This is a genomic window from Acetivibrio cellulolyticus CD2 (assembly GCF_000179595.2).
In the GTDB taxonomy this organism is placed as follows: domain Bacteria; phylum Bacillota; class Clostridia; order Acetivibrionales; family Acetivibrionaceae; genus Acetivibrio; species Acetivibrio cellulolyticus.
Genome location: NZ_JH556653.1, coordinates 1,584,300 through 1,605,246, shown reverse-complemented (window position 1 = coordinate 1,605,246; position 20,947 = coordinate 1,584,300). Strand labels below are relative to the sequence as shown.

General features: G+C 36.4%; 30 protein-coding genes. 28 read left to right on the top strand and 2 right to left on the bottom strand.

The genetic code is table 11. The features are described 5' to 3' along the window. The first annotated feature begins 17 nt into the window (after positions 1-17). The 21 genes from rplX (at position 18) to ACECE_RS0208985 (ending at position 11,755) form a co-directional block, all read left to right on the top strand. Entirely contained in the window at positions 18-365 is a 348-nt protein-coding gene (gene rplX / locus ACECE_RS0209085; RefSeq protein WP_010246801.1) for a 50S ribosomal protein L24, read from the top strand. Positions 366-394: 29 nt separating this feature from the next. Beyond that, positions 395-937 (top strand): 50S ribosomal protein L5, encoded by a 543-nt coding sequence (gene rplE / locus ACECE_RS0209080; RefSeq protein ID WP_010246799.1) that lies wholly within the window; start codon positions 395-397, stop codon positions 935-937. A 15-nt stretch (positions 938-952) separates the two neighbouring features. Continuing rightward, positions 953-1,138 (top strand): type Z 30S ribosomal protein S14, encoded by a 186-nt coding sequence (locus tag ACECE_RS0209075; protein ID WP_010246797.1) that lies wholly within the window; start codon positions 953-955, stop codon positions 1,136-1,138. A 26-nt stretch (positions 1,139-1,164) separates the two neighbouring features. Continuing rightward, a complete protein-coding gene (gene rpsH, locus ACECE_RS0209070; RefSeq protein ID WP_010246795.1) occupies positions 1,165-1,563 on the top strand; it encodes a 30S ribosomal protein S8 in 399 nt (132 codons plus the stop codon). Positions 1,564-1,730: 167 nt separating this feature from the next. Then, the gene (gene rplF / locus ACECE_RS0209065; protein ID WP_010246793.1) at positions 1,731-2,279 is read left to right on the top strand and encodes a 50S ribosomal protein L6; all 549 of its coding nucleotides are present in this window, start codon (positions 1,731-1,733) and stop codon (positions 2,277-2,279) included. A 16-nt stretch (positions 2,280-2,295) separates the two neighbouring features. Beyond that, positions 2,296-2,664, top strand: coding sequence for a 50S ribosomal protein L18 (gene rplR, locus ACECE_RS0209060; protein WP_010246791.1), 369 nt, complete (start codon positions 2,296-2,298; stop codon positions 2,662-2,664). 18 nt (positions 2,665-2,682) lie between these two features. After that, positions 2,683-3,183: a 30S ribosomal protein S5 gene (gene rpsE / locus ACECE_RS0209055; protein WP_010246789.1), complete on the top strand. Its 501-nt coding sequence runs from the start codon at positions 2,683-2,685 to the stop codon at positions 3,181-3,183. Positions 3,184-3,195: 12 nt separating this feature from the next. Further along, entirely contained in the window at positions 3,196-3,375 is a 180-nt protein-coding gene (rpmD, locus tag ACECE_RS0209050; protein WP_010246788.1) for a 50S ribosomal protein L30, read from the top strand. A 16-nt stretch (positions 3,376-3,391) separates the two neighbouring features. Then, complete coding sequence (rplO, locus tag ACECE_RS0209045) at positions 3,392-3,835, top strand: 50S ribosomal protein L15 (RefSeq protein WP_010246786.1); 444 nt, start codon at positions 3,392-3,394, stop codon at positions 3,833-3,835. 1 nt (position 3,836) lies between these two features. Further along, positions 3,837-5,126 (top strand): preprotein translocase subunit SecY, encoded by a 1,290-nt coding sequence (gene secY / locus ACECE_RS0209040; protein WP_010246784.1) that lies wholly within the window; start codon positions 3,837-3,839, stop codon positions 5,124-5,126. A 122-nt stretch (positions 5,127-5,248) separates the two neighbouring features. Further along, positions 5,249-5,896 (top strand): adenylate kinase, encoded by a 648-nt coding sequence (locus ACECE_RS0209035; protein WP_010246782.1) that lies wholly within the window; start codon positions 5,249-5,251, stop codon positions 5,894-5,896. Beyond that, positions 5,897-6,667, top strand: coding sequence for a type I methionyl aminopeptidase (map, locus tag ACECE_RS0209030; RefSeq protein WP_010246780.1), 771 nt, complete (start codon positions 5,897-5,899; stop codon positions 6,665-6,667). A 31-nt stretch (positions 6,668-6,698) separates the two neighbouring features. Continuing rightward, positions 6,699-6,974 carry a KOW domain-containing RNA-binding protein gene (locus ACECE_RS0209025; RefSeq protein WP_010246778.1) on the top strand — a complete coding sequence of 92 codons (276 nt, stop codon included), beginning with the start codon at positions 6,699-6,701 and terminating at the stop codon, positions 6,972-6,974. 55 nt (positions 6,975-7,029) lie between these two features. After that, positions 7,030-7,248: a translation initiation factor IF-1 gene (gene infA / locus ACECE_RS0209020; protein WP_010246776.1), complete on the top strand. Its 219-nt coding sequence runs from the start codon at positions 7,030-7,032 to the stop codon at positions 7,246-7,248. Between the two features lie 17 nt (positions 7,249-7,265). Continuing rightward, complete coding sequence (gene rpmJ / locus ACECE_RS0209015; protein WP_010246774.1) at positions 7,266-7,379, top strand: 50S ribosomal protein L36; 114 nt, start codon at positions 7,266-7,268, stop codon at positions 7,377-7,379. A gap of 252 nt (positions 7,380-7,631) precedes the next feature. Continuing rightward, a complete protein-coding gene (gene rpsM, locus ACECE_RS0209010) occupies positions 7,632-8,003 on the top strand; it encodes a 30S ribosomal protein S13 (protein ID WP_010246769.1) in 372 nt (123 codons plus the stop codon). Between the two features lie 21 nt (positions 8,004-8,024). Further along, entirely contained in the window at positions 8,025-8,432 is a 408-nt protein-coding gene (rpsK, locus tag ACECE_RS0209005) for a 30S ribosomal protein S11 (RefSeq protein WP_010246767.1), read from the top strand. 90 nt (positions 8,433-8,522) lie between these two features. Further along, entirely contained in the window at positions 8,523-9,149 is a 627-nt protein-coding gene (gene rpsD / locus ACECE_RS0209000) for a 30S ribosomal protein S4 (RefSeq protein ID WP_010246765.1), read from the top strand. A gap of 157 nt (positions 9,150-9,306) precedes the next feature. Beyond that, positions 9,307-10,254: a DNA-directed RNA polymerase subunit alpha gene (locus ACECE_RS0208995; RefSeq protein WP_010246763.1), complete on the top strand. Its 948-nt coding sequence runs from the start codon at positions 9,307-9,309 to the stop codon at positions 10,252-10,254. Positions 10,255-10,308: 54 nt separating this feature from the next. Then, a complete protein-coding gene (locus ACECE_RS0208990; protein ID WP_010246762.1) occupies positions 10,309-10,833 on the top strand; it encodes a bL17 family ribosomal protein in 525 nt (174 codons plus the stop codon). Between the two features lie 76 nt (positions 10,834-10,909). Beyond that, entirely contained in the window at positions 10,910-11,755 is an 846-nt protein-coding gene (locus ACECE_RS0208985) for an energy-coupling factor transporter ATPase (protein ID WP_010246760.1), read from the top strand. A 181-nt stretch (positions 11,756-11,936) separates the two neighbouring features. Here the strand turns inward: ACECE_RS0208985 and ACECE_RS0208980 are convergent, their stop codons facing one another. Together ACECE_RS0208980 and ACECE_RS0208975 are read right to left on the bottom strand one after the other, a co-directional pair. Next, positions 11,937-12,530 carry a class I SAM-dependent methyltransferase gene (locus tag ACECE_RS0208980; RefSeq protein WP_010246758.1) on the bottom strand — a complete coding sequence of 198 codons (594 nt, stop codon included), beginning with the start codon at positions 12,528-12,530 and terminating at the stop codon, positions 11,937-11,939. 65 nt (positions 12,531-12,595) lie between these two features. Further along, complete coding sequence (locus tag ACECE_RS0208975; protein WP_010246756.1) at positions 12,596-13,765, bottom strand: class I SAM-dependent rRNA methyltransferase; 1,170 nt, start codon at positions 13,763-13,765, stop codon at positions 12,596-12,598. A 553-nt stretch (positions 13,766-14,318) separates the two neighbouring features. Between ACECE_RS0208975 and ACECE_RS0208970 the strand changes: the two genes are divergently transcribed. The 7 genes from ACECE_RS0208970 (at position 14,319) to ACECE_RS0208935 (ending at position 20,842) form a co-directional block, all read left to right on the top strand. Further along, positions 14,319-15,164 (top strand): energy-coupling factor transporter ATPase, encoded by an 846-nt coding sequence (locus ACECE_RS0208970; RefSeq protein ID WP_010246754.1) that lies wholly within the window; start codon positions 14,319-14,321, stop codon positions 15,162-15,164. A 12-nt stretch (positions 15,165-15,176) separates the two neighbouring features. Next, a complete protein-coding gene (locus ACECE_RS0208965) occupies positions 15,177-15,968 on the top strand; it encodes an energy-coupling factor transporter transmembrane component T family protein (RefSeq protein WP_010246752.1) in 792 nt (263 codons plus the stop codon). Positions 15,969-16,097: 129 nt separating this feature from the next. Next, positions 16,098-17,048: an ROK family protein gene (locus ACECE_RS0208960; RefSeq protein WP_010246750.1), complete on the top strand. Its 951-nt coding sequence runs from the start codon at positions 16,098-16,100 to the stop codon at positions 17,046-17,048. A gap of 185 nt (positions 17,049-17,233) precedes the next feature. Next, entirely contained in the window at positions 17,234-17,971 is a 738-nt protein-coding gene (gene truA, locus ACECE_RS0208955) for a tRNA pseudouridine(38-40) synthase TruA (RefSeq protein WP_026073765.1), read from the top strand. 650 nt (positions 17,972-18,621) lie between these two features. After that, the gene (gene rplM / locus ACECE_RS0208945; RefSeq protein ID WP_010246746.1) at positions 18,622-19,053 is read left to right on the top strand and encodes a 50S ribosomal protein L13; all 432 of its coding nucleotides are present in this window, start codon (positions 18,622-18,624) and stop codon (positions 19,051-19,053) included. A 24-nt stretch (positions 19,054-19,077) separates the two neighbouring features. Further along, positions 19,078-19,470: a 30S ribosomal protein S9 gene (gene rpsI, locus ACECE_RS0208940; protein ID WP_010246744.1), complete on the top strand. Its 393-nt coding sequence runs from the start codon at positions 19,078-19,080 to the stop codon at positions 19,468-19,470. Positions 19,471-19,684: 214 nt separating this feature from the next. Beyond that, positions 19,685-20,842, top strand: coding sequence for an ATP-binding protein (locus tag ACECE_RS0208935; protein ID WP_040428276.1), 1,158 nt, complete (start codon positions 19,685-19,687; stop codon positions 20,840-20,842). Positions 20,843-20,947: the final 105 nt, after the last annotated feature.

Below are 20,947 nucleotides of genomic sequence, written 5' to 3'. Positions count from 1 at the left end.
GGAGGAGGCGGCTTACATTGAACAGTAAGATCCATGTAAAAAAAGGAGACACTGTTATCGTATTAAACGGTAAAGATGAGAGCAAGAAAGGAAAAGTGCTTGCGGTTTATCCAGATAACGGAAGAGTTTTAGTAGAAGGCGTTAACATGTCTACAAAACACAAGAAACCAAAATCACAGACTCAACAAGGTGGAATTATTCATCAGGAGTCACCTATACACAGCTCAAAAGTTATGCTAGTGTGTCCTAGATGCGGAAAGCCGACAAGAGTTGGTAAAAAAGTTTTGGAAAGTGGCGAAAAAGATAGAGTATGCAAAAAGTGTAATGAAGTTATAGATACTATTAAGGAAGTTAAAAAGGGATAGAAATACTCTTTTTGAAAGGAGGTTTATAAATGCCAAGTTTGAAAGACAAATATGTTAAAGAAGTTGCACCAGCTTTAAAAGAAAAGTTTAAATATACAAGTGCAATGCAGATACCCAAATTGGAAAAGATAGTTTTAAATATGGGTGTAGGCGATGTTAAGGAAAATGCAAAGGCATTAGATGCTGCTGCTAATGACATGGCTCTTATAACAGGACAAAAGCCTATTATAACAAAGGCGAAAAAGTCAGTTGCAGCTTTTAAGCTGAGACAAGGAATGAATATAGGTTGTAAGGTAACTCTTAGAGGGAATATGATGTATGAGTTTGCTTATAGACTTTTATATATTGCCCTACCAAGAGTTAGAGATTTTAGAGGTGTTCCGGTAAATTCTTTTGACGGTAGAGGTAATTACTCAATGGGAGTAAAAGATCAGCTTATTTTCCCTGAAATAGATTACGATAAAGTCGAAAAGATAAGAGGAATGGATATAACATTCGTTACAACGGCTCAGAACGATGAAGAAGCAAGAGAGCTTCTTAAGTTGCTCGGTATGCCGTTTAGCCAGAGCTAAAGGAGGGATTAGAGCGTGGCAAAAAAATCAATGGTTATAAAGCAGCAAAGAGCGCCTAAGTTTAAGACAAGAGCTTATAATAGATGTAAATTATGTGGAAGGCCACATGCCTATATCAGGAAATTCGGAATATGCCGTCTTTGCTTCAGGGAGCTGGCTTACAAAGGTCAGATACCTGGTGTTAGAAAAGCAAGTTGGTAGTAAACTTACGAAAGGAGGTTAAACATATGCAAGTGACTGATACCATAGCAGATATGTTGACCAGGATAAGAAATGCTAGTTCTGCAAAACATGTTACAGTTGATATACCAGCTTCTAATTTGAAGAGGTCTATAGCAGGTATTCTATTAGAAGAAGGTTTTATAAAGAGTGTTGAAGAAATTGATGATGGTAAACAGGGAATAATGAGAATTTCTCTAAAATATACCGGAAATAAGCAAAATATTATTACAGGTATAAAGAGAATCAGTAAACCTGGTCTTAGAGTTTACACAGGCAAGGGAGAAGTACCTAAAGTACTTGGAGGCCTGGGAATAGCTATAATTTCAACTTCAAAAGGTATTATGACAGACAAGAAGGCTCGTAAGGAAGGCGTTGGAGGAGAAGTTTTAGCATTCGTATGGTAATATTGATACCCAAATGTAAATTAGATAAATTTGATGAGATGCTGTTTGACTTGAATAGCAAATCGTAAATTTATCTTTACAGTTGAGTATCTAAAGGAATATTAGATTCTGAAAAGAGTTTCCGATAAGATTCGGAACTCTCAATATTAAGAACAGGAGGCAAAAAGATGTCAAGAATTGGCAGAATGCCCGTAACTATACCAGCCGGAGTAGATGTAAAGCTTAAAGATAATACTTTGACTGTTAAAGGGGCAAAAGGAACTTTAGAAAAAGAATTTCATAAAGATATGACAATTAAGATTGAAAATGGTAAGATATTAGTTGAAAGACCATCCGATGAAAAACAACATAGAGCTCTTCACGGTTTAACAAGGTCTTTAATAAACAACATGGTTACTGGAGTAACTCAAGGTTTTGAAAAAGCATTGGATATAAACGGTGTTGGATACAGAGCACAAAAGCAAGGAAAGAAATTAGTTCTTACTTTAGGATACTCCCATCCTGTTGAAATGGAAGAACCTGCAGGAATAACTGTTGATGTACCTGCTCAAAACAAGATTATTGTTAAAGGTATAGACAAACAGGTAGTGGGCGAATTTGCTGCTAAAATAAGAAGCAAGAGAGAGCCTGAACCATATAAGGGTAAGGGTATCAAGTACGAAACTGAAATTATCAGACGCAAAGAGGGTAAAACCGGCGGTAAGGGTAAGAAGTAAAAAGGAGTGAGACTAAATGATAACAAAACCTGGTTCTAATATAGCTAGAGTTAGAAAGCACGCAAGAGTACGTAAAAAGGTAGTTGGAACTACTGAACGTCCACGTTTGAACGTATTTAGAAGTTTAAGCAATATGTACGCTCAGATTATAGATGATTCCACAGGAAAGACTCTTGTATCAGCTTCAACGCTGGACAAAGAAATTAAAGGTAAACTTAGCTTTTGTGGAAATAAGGATGCAGCCAAAGAAGTTGGTAAGTTGGTAGCTACTAAAGCTTTAAATAGCGGAATTAAGAAAGTCGTGTTTGATAGAGGCGGTTATATATACCACGGACGTGTAAAAGAATTAGCAGAAGCTGCTAGAGAAGCAGGCTTAGAGTTTTAGTAGAAGGAGGGAGAACAATTGCAACGTATTGATGCCAGTGTATTGGAGTTAAAAGAAAAAGTAGTAAACATCGGTCGTGTTACCAAGGTTGTTAAGGGTGGTAGAAACTTCCGTTTCAGTGCTTTGGTTGTTGTTGGTGACGAAAACGGGCATGTAGGCGCTGGAATGGGTAAAGCTGCTGAAATACCTGATGCTATCAGAAAAGGTATAGAAGATGCTAAGAAGAATCTAATAAAAGTGCCTTTAGTTGAGTCAACAATTCCACACGAGGTAACTGGAGAATATGGTGCTGGTAAAGTATTAATTAAGCCAGCAGGAGAAGGTACTGGAGTTATAGCTGGTGGACCTGTAAGAGCGGTTCTTGAACTCACAGGGATTCGTGATATAAGGACAAAGTCTTTAGGATCAAATAATCCTATAAATATGGTTCACGCTACTATTGAAGGACTTTCACGTTTGAAGACAGTAGAAGAAGTGGCTAAACTCAGAAATAAAACTGTAGAAGAAGTATTAGGTTAGGAGGGAACTCTAGTGGCTAAGCTTAAAATTACTTTGGTAAAGAGTACCAATAAACTTAAAGATGGTCAGTTAGCTACTGTGAAAGCTTTAGGATTGAGAAAGATAAGATCCGTAGTTGAGCAACAGGACAATGAACAAATTAGAGGAATGATAAAAAAAGTAGAACATGTTTTATCAGTAGAAGAAGTTTAAAAAGGAGGTGTAATCCATGAAGTTGTTTGAATTACAGCCTGCACCAGGTTCATCAAAAGCTCCTAAAAGAAAAGGCAGAGGTGTCGGTACAGGTAATGGAAAAACTGCAGGCAAAGGTCATAAAGGACAAAATGCACGTGCAGGTGGTGGGGTAAGACCTGGTTTCGAAGGTGGACAGATGCCTCTCTATAGAAGAATTCCAAAGAGAGGATTTAACAATAAGTTGTTTGCGAAAGTATATGCTGAGGTAAATGTATCAGATCTAAATGCTTTCGAAAACGGTACAGTTATAACACCTGAAGTATTAATTGAAAAAGGACTTGTAAAGAAAGTCGTTGATGGAGTTGCAATCTTAGGAAATGGCGAGCTTAGTAAGAAACTTACAGTTAAAGCAGCAAGATTTACGAAGACGGCTTCAGAGAAAATTGAGGCTGCGGGAGGAAAGGCCGAGGTGATATAATATGGGTGGAATGCTTGAAACTATAAAAAATGCCTTTAAAATTCCCGATTTAAGAAGAAAAATGCTTATAAGTTTGGTTATACTTATTATATTCAGGTTAGGTTCTCACGTACCTGTACCTGGAATGATTGCATCAAAACTTAAAGAATTAGCTGGTACTGGAACAATATTCGGCTTCTTCGATATAGTCTCGGGCGGTGCATTTTCAAATGCCACAATATTTGCGATGAGCATAACACCATATGTAAACTCTTCGATCATTATGCAGCTTTTAACCGTAGCAATTCCGAAACTTGAACAACTTGCTAAGGAAGGCGAAGAAGGCAGAAAGATTATAGGTAGATATATTAGGTATGGAACAGTTGTTTTAGCTTTCTTGCAAGCAACTGGACTATATTTTGGACTCAGAGGCGCAGTTTCAAACCCAGGAGTGTTTGCATTTGCCACTATTACATTGTCTTTCACTGCAGGTACTGCGTTCCTGATGTGGCTAGGAGAACAGTTAACCGAGTATGGCATAGGAAATGGTATTTCGCTTTTGATTTTTGGTGGTATTGTTTCCAGGGCGCCTCAAGGTGCTTGGGCACTATGGAGTAACTTTAAAATGGGTAAGTTTGGTGGAACCGGAATTCTTGGAGTTCTTGGACTCGCAGCTGTACTTTTCGTGTTCTTACTTATAATAGCTTTAGTTGTTTGGATACAACAGGCTGAAAGAAGAATACCAGTACAGTATGCAAAGAGAGTTGTAGGTAGAAAGATGTACGGCGGACAGAGTACACACATACCTATCAAGGTTAATCTTGCCGGCGTTATTCCGATCATATTTGCTATGTCTTTTGTTGCATTACCATCAACATTGGTTGGGTTCTTTGCACCAACCTCGGAAAATTGGATTGTGAAATATTTTAGAAATATGCAAAGCCATATTGAAATATCAATATTGTCTGGTTTATTGATAATGTTCTTTACATTCTTCTATACGTATATCCAGTTCAATCCTGTTGAACTTGCAAACAATATGAAGAAGAACGGTGGATTTATACCTGGAATAAGACCTGGTAAGCCTACATCAGATTACATTACTAAAGTTTTAAATAGAATTACATGGTTCTCAGCATTATTCCTTGCGGTGATTCAGATTTTCCCATCTGTAGTTGGGGCTATAACTCATATTGATAACGTTTGGTTTTCTGGAACCAGCGTTTTGATCCTTGTTGGTGTTGCATTAGATACTGTTAAACAGATTGAATCACAGATGTTGATGAGACACTATAAAGGATTTTTAGAGTAAGATTATGTAGACATACAGACCACAAAAAAAGTACATTTGTAAAACATTTGTCAGAAATGAATATAATGTTTTGCAAAAGTACTATATAGATCTTTGTGATTTGCGTATTTTGGAGGCAAGAGATGAAAGTTGTACTATTAGGTGCCCCCGGTTCAGGTAAGGGGACACAGGCAGTAAATATTTCAGAGTGGTATAAGATACCTCATATATCTACAGGAGATATATTCAGAAGCAATATAAAGAATGGCACTGAACTTGGAAAGAAAGCCAAAGAATATATTGATAAGGGATTACTTGTACCTGATGAAGTTACAATTGATATAGTAAGCGACAGACTGAAACAGTCTGACTGCGAAAAGGGTTTTATACTTGACGGCTTTCCTAGGACGGTTTATCAGGCGGAGAAGCTTGATGAAATCCTTAATGAAATGGGAGCTACCTTGGACGTAGTATTGAATATCGAAGTTCCGGATAGTGAAATAATCACAAGGATGGGCGGCCGTAGAGTATGTACAAAGTGTGGAATGAGCTACCATGTAGTTTTCAATCCACCAGCAGAGGGAAATGTTTGTAAAAATTGTGGTGAAGTTGTTATTCAAAGAGAAGATGACAGGGAAGAAACTGTACTTCAGAGACTTTCAACTTATCATAAGCAAACTGAACCTCTTATTGAGTATTATGAGAAAGATAACAAGCTTGTCACTGTTGAAGGACAAGATAATATCGATGATACTACGAGCTGTGTAAAAAAAGCTTTAGGTGGAATGTAAATGATATCGATAAAAACAAAAAATGAGTTGGATCTTATGAGAAAGGCTGGGGAAGTTGTAGCGCTTGCTCATAAGAAAGTTGAAGAGTCTATAAAGCCTGGTGTTACGACTTTAGAACTGGATAGGATTGTAGAAGAAGTCATCAGAAAAAGTGGTGCAATACCTTCTTTTAAAGGTTACAAGTGTCCGTACCCAGGTGGAATAGACTATCCTTCAAGTATATGCGCTTCAGTAAATAATGAAGTTGTACATGGGATTCCAGGTTTAAGGGAATTAAAAGATGGCGATATTATAAGTATTGATATCGGTGCATATTTAAACGGATTTCATGGTGATGCTGCAAGGACCTTTGCTGTAGGTAAAATATCTCCTGAAGCTGAAAAGCTTATTGAAGCAACAAAACAAAGCTTCTTTGAGGGGATAAAAAATGCAGTAGAGGGAAACAGAATAATTGATATATCTTCTGCTATAGAGGACTACATAGCTTCCAATGGATACACTGTTGTCCGGGAATATGTAGGGCATGGTATTGGCAGGGAAATGCACGAAGAGCCTCAGATACCAAATTACCGTAGCAGGGAAAGAGGTCCAAGGTTACAACATGGTATGACACTAGCTGTCGAACCGATGGTTAATGAAGGTACTTACAGAGTTGAGCTTCTCAAAAATAAATGGACGGTTGTAACTGCAGACGGTATGCTTTCGGCCCACTATGAAAATACAATAGCTGTGACGGAGAATGAGCCGGTTATATTGACAATATTGGACTAAGGATCCAGGCAATAAACAGAGGTGAAACTAAATGAACTTAACCCTTGGGCAAGTGGTTTATTCAAAGGCTGGCAGGGATGAAGGGAAAAAATTTATTGTAATTGATATTATAGATGAATTTTATGTGATGATATCAGACGGAGACCTTAGAAGAATTGAAAATGCTAAAAGAAAGAAAGTAAAGCATTTAAAGATTACCGGGGAAGTTATTATACCGTTAGGTGATAAGCTGGAGAAGAAAGTTAGAGTTTCTAACTCTGAGATACGAAAGGCTTTATCGGAATTCGGTGAGGCAAAAGAGGAATAAGTATAATCTAGCTAAAAGAAATGGGTTTCAAAGCAGGTAAGGAGGGATTTGAGTCTTGTCAAAGGAAGATGTTATTGAAGTTGAAGGTAAAGTTGTAGAAGCATTGCCAAATGCGATGTTTGAGGTAGAGCTTGATAATGGGCACAAAATTCTTGCCCACATATCAGGAAAGTTGAGGATGAATTTTATCAGGATTCTGCCGGGAGATAAGGTTACACTTGAGTTATCTCCTTATGATTTGACCCGAGGTAGAATAACTTGGAGAGCAAAGTAGTAGAAGGAGGATTAAACATGAAAGTAAAACCATCTGTTAAAGTTATTTGTGAAAAATGCAAAATAATCAGAAGGAAAGGCAGAGTAATGGTTATCTGTCAAAATCCTAAGCATAAGCAAAGACAAGGTTAAATATTTCAGATGACAGTTGACAATGGACAGTACTTATCGTTAAATATATATAGACTGTCTTTTGTCAACTGTCATCAGATAGATTAAAAATAACATACGGGGGCGGCTGCATAAATAATGTTTCTTTGCCAATCTGACAGAGGAAGTTTATTTATGCCCTGGATTGTTCATTTAATATATTTAATTTTAAAATTACAGACTGTTTTGCATAAGTAGTTATTTTACGGAATTTTTATGGAGGTGTAAAGAAAGATGGCACGTATTGCCGGAGTCGACTTACCCAGAGAAAAAAGGGTAGAAATTGGATTAACCTATATCTTTGGAATTGGCAGAACATTGTCAAACCAGATATTGGAGAAAACTGGTGTTAATCCTGACACAAGAGTCAGAGATTTAACTGATGATGAAATAAGCAAACTCAGAGAATGTATTGATAAGGAATATAAAGTTGAAGGTGACTTGAGAAGAGAAGTGTCACTTAACATCAAGAGATTGATGGAAGTTGGCTGCTACAGAGGTAGAAGACACAGAATGGGTCTGCCATGTAGAGGTCAGAGAACAAAGACAAATGCAAGAACAAGAAAAGGTCCAAAGAGAACTGTTGGAGCTCAAAGAAAGAAATAGTAAAAGGAGGTTGGCGATTTAATGGCAACTAAAACAGCAGCTAGTGGTAAAAGACCCACTAGAAAAAGAAAAGAACGTAAAAATATTGAGCGTGGCGCTGCACATATCCGCTCCACTTTTAATAATACAATTGTTACGTTAACCGATGTATCGGGAAATGCACTTTCATGGTCAAGCGCAGGAGCTCTTGGTTTCAGGGGATCAAGAAAGAGTACACCATTTGCAGCACAGATGGCTGCTGAGACAGCAGCTAAAGCCGCTATGGAACATGGTTTAAAAACAGTTGAAGTTTACGTTAAAGGACCAGGTTCAGGTAGAGAAGCTGCAATTAGGGCTCTGCAAGCTGCAGGTCTTGAAGTAAGTCTTATAAAGGATGTTACTCCAATCCCTCATAATGGTTGCAGACCACCAAAAAGAAGAAGAGTGTAATATATTACATTAATCTCAAAATAATAGTAATTATTTAGTAGAGAAAAATTTGTATCTACAAATTAAAACTCGTTGGAGGTGTAAAAATAAATGGCAAGATATACCGACGCATCTTGCAGACTTTGCCGTAGGGAAGGCGAAAAGCTTTTCTTAAAAGGGGAAAGATGCTATACAAATAAATGTTCGGTTTCAAGAAGGGGTTATGCTCCTGGACAGCATGGACAAGGCAGGAAGAAGTTATCAGAATATGGTATACAGCTTCGTGAAAAACAAAAGGCAAGAAGATATTATGGTGTTCTTGAAGGCCAGTTCAGAAAGTATTTTGAAATGGCAGTTAGTAAAAAGGGAGTTACTGGTGATAACCTTCTCCAACTCCTAGAATTAAGACTTGATAACGTGGTATATAGATTAGGACTTGCTACATCAAGACCTGAAGCAAGACAATTAGTTAGACATGGCCATTTCACTGTAAATGGTAAGAAGGTTAATATACCATCTTATTTGACAAAATTGGGTGATGCTATAGCTGTAGTTGAAAAGAGCAAATCATCTCCAAAGATAAAGGCAATTGCAGATATCACATCAGGAAAAGCTGTTCCAAAGTGGCTTGAACTTGATGCTGAAAATCTTACAAGTAAAATAGTTGCTCTTCCATCAAGAGAAGATGTTGACTTACCTTTAAAAGAAAACCTTATAGTTGAGTTATATTCCAAGTAATAAAGAGATAATAAGTATTAAGTGTACTTGCTTGGTTCAGCAACTGAGGATTCTGAATTTAGAGATGGAAGTTCAATATATGGTTTGTTTAGAGATAAAGAATATTGAATCAGTTGCCCTCAAAAAAATAAATTTGTTATAAAAAGGAGGGTTTTTGATGATAGAAATTGAAAAGCCTAAAATAGAATGTGTGATTTCGAGCGAAGATAACACTTATGGCAAATTTGTAGTTGAGCCTTTAGAGCGTGGATATGGAATTACTCTTGGTAATTCATTAAGAAGGATTTTACTTTCATCTTTACCTGGAATAGCTGTAACTTCAATAAAGATAGACGGTGTATTACATGAGTTTTCAACTGTACCTGGTGTAGTTGAAGATGTGACAGAGATTATTCTTAATGTAAAAGGTTTAGCCTTAAACCTTCATGGAGATGGACCAAAAGTTGTTTATATTGATGCTGATGGAGAGGGAGAAGTGACTGCAGCTGATATTAAAGCAGATGCGGATGTTGAAATCCTAAATCCTGAACACAAAATAGCAACCTTAAGTGGTGATCATAAGCTTTACATGGAGTTATCGCTAGATAAAGGACGCGGCTATGTTTCGGCTGAAAAGAACAAGCATCCAGGTCAGCCTATTGGTGTTATACCTGTTGATTCTATTTATACTCCGGTAAGTAAAGTAAACTATACTGTTGAAAATACACGTGTTGGTCAGGTAACAGACTATGACAAATTGACACTTGAGGTATGGACTAACGGTAGTATTAAGCCGGATGAGGCAATCAGCCTTGGTGCAAAGATAATGAGTGAACATTTGAATCTGTTCATAGATTTGTCGGATAACGCTAAGAACGCTGAAATCATGGTTGAAAAAGAAGAAACTAAGAAGGAAAAAGTTCTTGAAATGACAATTGAAGAACTTGACTTGTCAGTTAGATCATACAACTGCTTAAAGAGAGCAGGAATAAATACTGTTGAAGACCTCACAAACAGGACTGAAGAAGACATGATGAAGGTTAGAAATCTTGGAAGAAAGTCTCTGGAAGAAGTTTTCAACAAGCTCAAAGCATTAGGTTTGGCATTAGCTCCGAGCGAAGACTAAACAAATGCTTAACAAAAATAAGCCAACAAGATTTGTTGTAAAGGAGGTATAAGAATGCCAGCGCAAAGAAAATTAGGACGTGCAACTGACCAAAGAAAAGCAATGCTCAAGGGTTTGGTGTCGTCTCTCTTTGAAAATGGTAAAATTGAAACTACCGAGGCTAGAGCCAAGGAAGTTAAAAATATTGCTGAAAAGCTTATTGCATTAGCTGTTAAAGAGTGCGATAATACTACAGCAAAACAAGTTAAAGTAAGTGCTGTTAAATTAGATCCAAAAGGTGTAAAAATAACTAACAAGGTTACATCTAAAAATGGCAAAGCTTATTTCGTTAATGAGAGGGAAATTAAAACAGATATGAAAGCTGTAGATAATCCTTCAAGACTTAATGCAAGAAGAAAAGCTATGAATTGGTTCTACAAAATTAAAGATGCTGAAGGTAATACAATAAGCCTTACAAATAAGCTCTTTGATGAAATTGCTCCTAAGTACAAGGATAAAAATGGCGGATATACTAGAATTTATAAAGTAGGTCCAAGAAAAGGCGATGGAGCTGAAGTTGTAATATTAGAGTTTGTATAAGAAAATGAACTATGGGGATTAGGTGGACTTATTTTCCACTCTAATCCTCTTTTAATTTTAGGGAATGGTATTGTTTATGGACAGACAGATTATTAGATTTGATGACGCAGACTACAAATACAAAAGTCATGATGAAATTGAAAACAGACCAGCTGTTTCTGGGTTGAATATAAAAGTTGACCAGGGGAAATTCGTTGTAGTTATTGGGAGAAATGGTTCAGGTAAATCAACATTTGCTCGGCTAACAAACGCTCTAATTCTGCCAACAAAAGGTACAGTTTATATAAACAACTTCAACACGGCAGAAGATGAGCAGCTTTGGGACATAAGACAGTCAGTGGGAATGGTATTCCAAAATCCTGACAATCAGATAGTAGCTACATCGGTTGAAGAAGATGTTGCTTTTGGGCCTGAAAATTTGGGGGTACCGTCCGATGAAATAAAACTTAGAGTAGAAGATTCACTAAAAGTTGTAGGGTTGGAGGAGCAGCGAACGTCCGCACCTCACAACTTATCAGGAGGACAAAAACAAAGAGTAGCAATTGCAGGAATTCTAGCAATGAAGCCAAAGTGCATTATATTGGATGAAGCGACTTCAATGCTTGATCCTGTTGGAAGAAGAGAAGTTCTTACAGTTATGAAAAAGTTAAATATTGAAGAAAAAATAACTGTTATACATATAACGCACCATATGGATGAAGCTGTCTATGGTGATAGGGTACTCGTTATTGACGAAGGCAGAATTGTAAAAGACGGTACACCGAAAGAAGTTTTTTCAGCGGTTGAAGATATAAAAAAATTAGGCCTTGATGTACCTCAGGTTACAGAACTGCTATTTGAACTAAAAAATGAAGGGTTTGATTTACCCACAAATATAATTGATGTAGACGAAGCAGCAGAGGCAATTAAGAAGCTTCTTTAGAAAACTTAGGGAGCAACATGCTTTATGAAATAAAAAGGAAAGAGCTAAGTAAAAGCTATATCTTTCCTTTTTATTTGGGAAATTCGAAAAAATGGCCTAAATTCGGGCGAGTAGAGTAGCAAAGGGAAACCATCCATGAGAAAATCCAAAGTAATATTTCAGTTATTTAAAAGTAAATGAATCAAACAAATTTTGTACTCTTTAGTATCCAGTAGCCTGCGTCTTTGTTTATCATTTCACAGTTCCCATAAATTGATTCAAGTTTGTCAAAAGCCGACTTAGCGCCTTGCTTTTTCTGTATTACTATATATATAGATCCATTAGCGTTAAGATAGTTAATACTTTGCTCAAATATAGGATAGATAACTTTTTTACCTGTTCTAATAGGCGGATTGCTTACAATCACATCAAACATCCCTGTAACGTTTATGAAGCCATCACTTTGTAAAGCTCCAGCATTATTTGCATGATTGAGTTTGATGTTGCGGGTTGTCAAATCTACAGCCCTTTCATTGATATCAATCATGGTTACCTTTGCAGAAGGAAATAAACGAGAGAGTGAAATGCCTATTACTCCATACCCACAACCGATATCAAGTATTTCCCCGGTAATTTGCGGTATGGAATTAATGAGGAGGTCGCTTCCAAAATCTACTTTTTTCTTAGAGAACACTCCTGCATCAGTTATAAATTCAAGTTCAATGTTATTCAGCTTGTAATTAATTTTATTTTCATCATGTGATACACTTGGGTTTTGGGAGTAATAATGCTCCATAAGTGAAGCCTCCTTGATCTATAATTTAACTGTTCACTCTAAGAGGATTCTTAGATATAACTGTCTTAGAATATCTGCAATATAGCACATTTTAGATATTCAGTTTCTTCCGAAGCAAGAAGTATGGGATGATCTTTTGCCTGCGAACGATACTCAATAAGTCTTACATTCTTTCGTGCGTCATATGCAGCATTATAAATTATGTCCATAAATAAATCCGAATCTACATGGTGTGAGCACGAACAGGTGACAAGGAAGCCACCTGGCTTAATTATCTTCATGGCTCTTAAATTTATTTCTTTATAGCCCCTTACTGCTCCTTCAACTGCACCTCTGGTTTTAGTAAAGGCAGGAGGGTCTAATATTATAGTATCAAATTGCTCATTGGTGTCATAAAATTCTCTTAGCTTGTCAAATGTGTTGGCAGCTTCAAATGTGCACACTCCATCAAGATTATTTAATTTAGCATTTCTTGATGCACATTCTACTGCGTGGTCAGAAATATCTATTCCAAGTACATTTGAAGCACCATAATAACCGGCATGAAGAGCAAATGAACCTGTATGTGAAAAGCAGTCTAAAACCTTGGCATCTTTTACAAAAGGCTTTAGGGCAGCTCTGTTCTCTTTTTGGTCAAGGAAAAAACCTGTCTTTTGGCCGTTTTCAACATCAACTAAGAATTTAACTCCATTTTCAACCATTTCGACATTCGTATCAAAAGGACCTTTGAGGAATCCTTTTTGCTGGTTAAGTCCTTCAAGCTCTCTAACAGGTACATCATTCCTTTCAAATATACCTATTGGATTAATTATTTCATTCAGGATCTTTACTATATCATCTTTAAATCTGTCAATTCCAAGTGTAAGCGTTTGTACGACAAGGTAATCCGAAAACTTGTCTACAATGAGTCCAGGTAAAAAATCCGATTCTGCAAATATAACTCTACAGCTATTTATATCCGCGACTCTTTTTCTATATTCCCATGCGGAGAGGACTCTTTTATACAAAAAATCGTAATTTATTTCTTCCTGTTCATAAGTCATCATTCTTAAGGAAATTTGAGATTTGGTATTTAAATAACCTCTGCCTAAAAATCTATTACGACTGCTGTATACATCTACAATTTCTCCATTCCGATGATTGCCCATTATTCTATCAATATCGCTCTTAAAAATCCAGGGATGTCCTGATAAAACTCTTTCTTCCTTGCCTTTAACCAATAAAACTTTAGCCATAATTCCTCCATTTGCTAAGAAAGCATTTATATGTCAAGATTTATAATTTACAAAAGCATTTACTATTAATCTTTCCAAATTGATATAAGGATAGTGAAAATATTATTTCCACTTTTTTAAGTAACTGTTTAAGGTCACTAAAGCTCTAAGTAAAAACAGTAGTAAAACATATAGTTTACTATCACTAAGCTCAATATTGTAAAAGATACACTTGATTATAGCACATAACTAGTGCATTTTAACATTACTAATTTCTAGCCTTTCATAATATTTTAAATGAGATTATATGTACTAAGCCACTTATGTCCTAAAAGAGTTGGGATACAGAGCACAATTAGCAGATTAAAGGGCAATAATCTTTTTTTAAACATTAGTATTACAGGCTTGAAGTAATACGCTAAAAAGTGTATAAATATTATAATGCGTTGTTGTAGAAATTTAAATAGAAGTATAAACACTGCTTTAATAAATGAAAAGCGACTTATAACATATGCAGTATAAATAAAGGCTTTTGAAATTTTAGAAGAATAGGTAAAAGGTATTTGGAGGCATAATGGCAATTAAAGTAGAGAACCTTTCATATATTTATGCGAAGGGAACTCCGTTTGAGAAAAAAGCACTTGATAGTATAAATATTGATATTGCTGATGGTGAGTTTCTTGGTATTATAGGGCACACGGGATCTGGTAAATCAACGCTTATTCAACACCTGAACGGACTTCTTAAGCCGGCAGGTGGCAGCATATATGTAGAGGGTTTTGGTATATCTAGAAAGAATACAAAAGAACTGAGAAACCAGGTTGGTATCGTATTTCAATATCCTGAGCATCAATTATTTGAAGAGACAGTTTTTAAGGATATAGCGTTTGGCTTAGAGAAAAGAGGTATTGAGAAGGTAAAGATTGAAGAAAAAGTCAATGAAGTCATCCAAACGGTAGGACTTAGGGATGAAGTTTTATTTAAGTCACCTTTTGAGTTATCAGGAGGGCAAAAGAGAAGAGTTGCCATTGCCGGTGTTTTGGTCCTTGAGCCGAAAATACTTGTACTTGATGAACCAACCGCAGGTCTTGATCCAAAGGGTAGAGATGATATATATGAGTTAATTTCAAATCTACATAAGAAGCTGGGGATTACAGTGATTCTTGTATCGCACAGTATGGAAGATATAGCTAGGCTGGTGAAAAGGGTTATAGTCATGAATATGGGAGCTGTTGAAATGGATGGAGCTCCTTCAGAGATTTTTAAGCAAGCTGAAAGACTTGAGACAATCGGCTTGTCGGTACCTCAGATAACATACTTTATGAAGAAAATCAAAAATTATATACCTGAAATAAATGAAAATATTTTTACCGTAAACGAGGCAAAGGCCGAACTTATCAAATACTTAAGGAAGCATTAAGGTGGAAAGACGATGATAAAAGATATAACACTGGGTCAGTACTTTCCGGGGGAATCAATTATACACAGGACAGACCCAAGAGTTAAAATTGTGTTGACAATAGTATTTATGATAACGATATTGGTTATAGAATCTTATACAGCTTTTTTACTGTTTGCAATATTCAGCTTTTTTGCCATCATTGTTTCAAAAATACCGGTGAAGTATACTTTAAAGGGCCTCAAGCCCATTATGTTTATTGTTGTTTTTGCAGCAATTATGAATATCTTTTTTACTCCCGGGACAGCCATTTTCAAATTTAAATTTATTACAATTACTATTGAAGGATTGGATTTGGCAGCAAAAATGGCACTAAGGCTTTCCTTACTTGTCATAAGTACTTCACTGCTTACGTTGACAACTACACCAATAGCTCTTACTGATGGAATAGAGAGACTGTTTGGACCCTTAAAACGTATAAAAGTCCCGGTACACGAATTTGCATTGATGATGACAATTGCACTAAGGTTTATACCCACGCTGCTGGAGGAAACTGATAAGATTATGAAAGCCCAGACATCAAGGGGGGCTGATTTCGATTCAGGTAATATCGTTCAGAGGGCTAAAAGCTTTGTTCCTATATTAGTACCGTTATTTGTAAGTGCTTTCAGGAGGGCTGATGAACTTGCAGATGCAATGAATGCGAGGTGCTACAGAGGTGGAATTGGAAGAACAAGAATGAAGGAGTTAAGTTTTTCAAGAGTTGATGTACTGGTATCTGTAGTAGTGCTAATAGTTGAAATAGCAATTTTTTGGAGTAACTGAAATACTAAGTATATAATATATGTACAAGACTTAAATTTGCTTGTATAATTATTTGTGTACATTTACAGTTGTCTGAATACATATGAATTGTAAAATAAATCAATTATCAATAAATTTGGGAGGATAGTTATGTATTACGTGGGGATTGATCTTGGTGGAACGAATATTGCTGCAGGTCTGGTTAATGATGAAGGAAAAATTATTTATCAGGAAAGCATTCCAACTTACAGGGAAAGACATTATACAGAGATTGTAAAGGATATGGCTGACCTGACTTTAAGAGTAATTAAAGGAGCAGGTGTAAGTATAGAAGAGGTAAAGAATATTGGTATCGGAAGTCCTGGTACTCCAAATTGTGACGAAGGTGTACTTATATTCAGCGGTAATCTGAACTTTAGAAATGTTCCTTTGAGGGCAGAAATGCAAAAGTATATCAATCTGCCTGTATTTCTGGATAATGATGCAAACTGTGCAGCACTTGCAGAAGGCGTTGCAGGAAGTGCAAAGGGTGCAAAACATTCTGTTACAATTACACTGGGAACAGGTATTGGCGGCGGAATAATTATTGATGGTAAGATTTACAGTGGATTTAACTATGCTGGTGCAGAAATCGGCCATATGATTATAAATTGCGACGGAGTGCAGTGTACTTGCGGAAGAAAAGGTTGTTGGGAAACATATGCTTCAGCTACTGCATTAATAAGGCAGACTGAAAAAGCAGCTAAGGAGAACCCCAATTCTATAATTAACAAGCTTATTGATGGTGATTATTCAAAAATAAATGCAAAGACTGCTTTTGACGCAGCAAAGCAGGGTGATGAAGTTGGCGATAGAGTTGTTAAACAGTATATAAAATATATAGCTGAAGGACTTATAAATGTTATAAATATCTTTATGCCTGAAGTAGTCGTCATTGGCGGTGGAGTTTGTAAGGAAGGTGAGTACCTGCTTAAGCCACTGAGAGAATTGGTCAGCGCAGGGGTATTTAGCAGGGAAGAAATTCCACAGACACAAATTAAGACTGCATTGATGGGAAATGATGCAGGAGTAATTGGAGCAGCTATGCTTGGGAAAATGTAAACTATTGAATGAAATAAGTTGCGTTATGGAACACTATAATTTTGATTTGGCTAATATTTCAGTTATTCATTAAGAGGTTGAAGCGAAAGGGGCAATGCCCCTTAGAGCTTTTTAGGGGGCACATGATATGTGTCCTTTAATTGCGCCTGCTTTATGGAATAAACGAAATGAAAGAGGTTAAAACAATGAAAAACGTCAAGTTAATAATTGAATACGACGGAACCAATTATCACGGTTGGCAGAGCCAGTCAAATGCCAAAACAGTGCAGGAAACAGTTGAGAAGGCAATCTATGGATTAACCGGAGAAGTAATAAATATTAACGGTTCAAGCAGGACAGATCAAGGGGTTCATGCATATGGGCAAGTAGCAAACTTTTTTACAAAGTCTAATATTCCGCATGACAGATTTTCGTATGCTTTAAACAGGATGCTTCCCGAAGATATTATTATAAGAAAGTCGGAAGAAGTAAGTATGGATTTTCATGCCAGGTATTGTGCAAAAGGTAAGAAGTACAGATACTTGATTTATAACTCAAGTTTTCCGTCCGCTATATTCAGAAACAGGTCCTATCATGTATCTCATAATTTGGATATGGATAGCATGAAAAAGGCTATACCTTTTTTCAAAGGGACGCATGACTTTTCAGCATTCAAGGCAACGGGAAGCAGTGTGAAAACCTCTGTAAGGACAATCTTTGATGTAAATCTATCAAGGGCCGAAGATAACATTTGGTTTGAAGTATCCGGAGACGGCTTTTTATACAACATGGTAAGAATTATGGTTGGAACGCTGGTTGACGTTGGAATGGGGAGAATAAAGGCAGAAGAGATTCCTGGCATTATAGAAAGCTGTGACAGGAAAAGGGCTGGAAGGACAGCCCCGCCTCAGGGATTGTATCTTGTCGAAGTGTACTATGAATAGGGATAGGTAAACTTAATCAGTAAGTCTATACTTTACGATATAAGCTAAAATCATTATCAACCTGTCTAACGAGATTTTCAAAGTCGGAGTCAAACAACTTCTTTATATCCTTTGAGTATCCAACAATAATCCATGGAAGCATGTTCTTTAATCTCCCAACTATATCATCCGCTTTCGTTTTCGCCCAGAAAGCAGCTTCATAACAAAGCTCATTTCTGGTAATGACATATAGTTTGGTAATCTTATATACGGGAATGATGCCTTTCCACCTTTTCCAGTCGGCTTTTGTATAAACCTAACTATAATTACAGTTTGGTGCCTGCAAGGTAGGTATAAGGTTAATAATTTGATGAATTGCGTAATGCTGATATAAAAGAATGTTAAGCGCTTTGATAGCAACCGTTTGAAGCCTTTATTTGTAATGTAAAAAAAGTGAAATGGCGAACGATTATAAGAGAGTATAGGTTAAATAAGGGTAAAAAAGCAAAGGAAATACAAGATAAATTAAAAAAACAATAAAATACACTTGACACTAATTTAGGACTGTATTAAAATAATTAAGTGTCGAAAATTTGGTTCACTAATCACTGAACTAAAAGTTTATTTTTATAAATATTTTTTACGATTGTTTTAAGGAGGTTCGGATTCGAATGAAGACTTTTATGGCAAAAGACCATGAAGTTCAAAGAAAGTGGTACATTGTTGACGCCGAAGGCAAACCACTTGGAAGATTGGCTAGCGAAGTTGCAAAGATTTTAAGAGGAAAGAATAAACCTGAGTATACTCCACATGTTGATACAGGTGATCATGTAATAGTGGTGAATGCAGAGAAGGTTCTTCTCACAGGAAAGAAGTTGGAGCAGAAGATGTACAGACACCATTCACTTTATCCTGGAGGATTAAAGGAAATCAAGTACAGAATTTTTATGCAGGAAAAACCTGAAAGAGCTGTTGAAATAGCTATTAAGGGTATGCTTCCACATAATAGTCTTGGAAGAGCAATGTTCAGAAAATTAAAAGTTTACAAAGGTACTGAACATGAGCATCAGGCTCAAAAACCTGAAAAACTCGAAATATTATAATTAAGGAAGGAGGAGTAGAATTTTATGGCAAAGGTACAGTACTACGGAACTGGAAGAAGAAAAAAATCTATTGCAAGAGTTAGACTTGTTCCTGGAGAAGGAAAAGTTACTATAAATGATAGAGACCTTGATACTTATTTCGGATTGGAAACATTGAAAGTTATTGTTAAGCAGCCATTAGCGCTCACAGATACAGGAAGCAAGTTCGATGTAATCTGCAAAGTTATAGGTGGAGGTTACACTGGACAGGCGGGTGCTATAAGACACGGTATTTCAAGAGCCCTTTTAAAGGCTGATGAAGAGTTAAGACCTGTATTAAAGAAGGCTGGCTTCCTCACTAGAGACCCAAGAATGAAGGAAAGAAAGAAATACGGTCTCAAGAAAGCAAGAAGAGCGCCACAGTTCTCAAAGAGATAATTTTTTACAAAATGGAATATCAAGGCCCAGAAATCACAAGGTTTCTGGGTTTTGTTTTTTACGGACAATTATCAATATATTGGGGTGAAAATTATTCGTTTTCAAGTTGAAAAGTTTGGGATATAATTATAGGAAATTCAATAGTAGTACGGCAGTATTGAATAATTAGAAGAAATAAAGGTGAAGAATTGTGAAGAAGAAACTGATAGTAATTATGTCAATAGTTATACTTGCAATCATTGCTGCTGGTATAGCTTTCTATTTTAATACTGATAATGCGGAATATATGTCTTATAAGGATTTTTACAGTCATGTGGAAAAGGGAGATGTAGCTTCTGCGCAAATAGGTGAAAACGAGGTAAGGTTTTATCTGGAAGGAGAAAAAACAGATTACCGTACAGATAATCCAGAGCTGGATTCGTTTAAAGAATTTCTACTCCTTAACGGAGTTAAAGTAGAAAATGAAGAAAGTATGGATGAAATTATTGTTAGAATTACAGATATAATTTTTAACGTGCTTTTTTTCGGAGTTATAATATTTGCGATATTTAAATTGAAAAATTATATGAGTGCATTTAAAGTAATCCGACACAGTGAAACGAGGTTTTCAGATGTTGCAGGCATGGAGGCATTGAAAAAGGATATGCTTCAGGCCGTAGACATCTTAAAACATCCTAAAGAGTATGGGGCTAAGGGTATACGTCAGATAAATGGAATAATGCTTGAAGGGAATCCTGGGAATGGAAAGACTTTATTTGCAAGGGCACTTGCCGGAGAAGCAGATGTAAATTTTATTGCAACAAAGGCAACGGATTTTCAAAGTGCAATTATGTCCATTGGTCCAAGCAAAATTAAGTCACTTTTTAAGAAAGCTCGTGCTAACAAGCCTTGTATTATATTTATTGATGAATTTGACGGAATAGGTGAGAAGAGAAATTTTTCCGGGACAGGCATTGATAAGGAAAATAACAGACTTATAACAGCAATGCTGAACGAACTGGATGGTTTTACACGTGAAAGCGGAGTTATGGTCATTGCTGCAACTAATAACTATAGGGCACTTGATGAAGCACTGGTTCGTGCGGGAAGATTTGATAAAAAATACACTGTTCCGTATCCTGACTTTAATACGAGGATAGAATTGATTAGAATCTATACAAAAGACAAGAAATTAGAAGCTGGTATATCAATAGAGGAAGTGGCATCCAAGTTTGAGGGGTTAAGCTGCTCACAGATTGAAACGATACTTAACGAAGCTGCAATGATTGCAACAAGTGAAGGACGTCTTGAGATAAAAGCAGAAGACTTAATTGCTGCAATAAAAAGAACCTGCAATATTTCAACAGTAAAAGATGGAACAAAAAGAGCATGAGAAGGTTGCGTTTCAAATTCTTTAACAGTATAATATTTTTATAGTGAAAAACTTACAATAAAGTCGAAATACGTATTATCAAGGTCTTATTTAGCTATGCTGTTT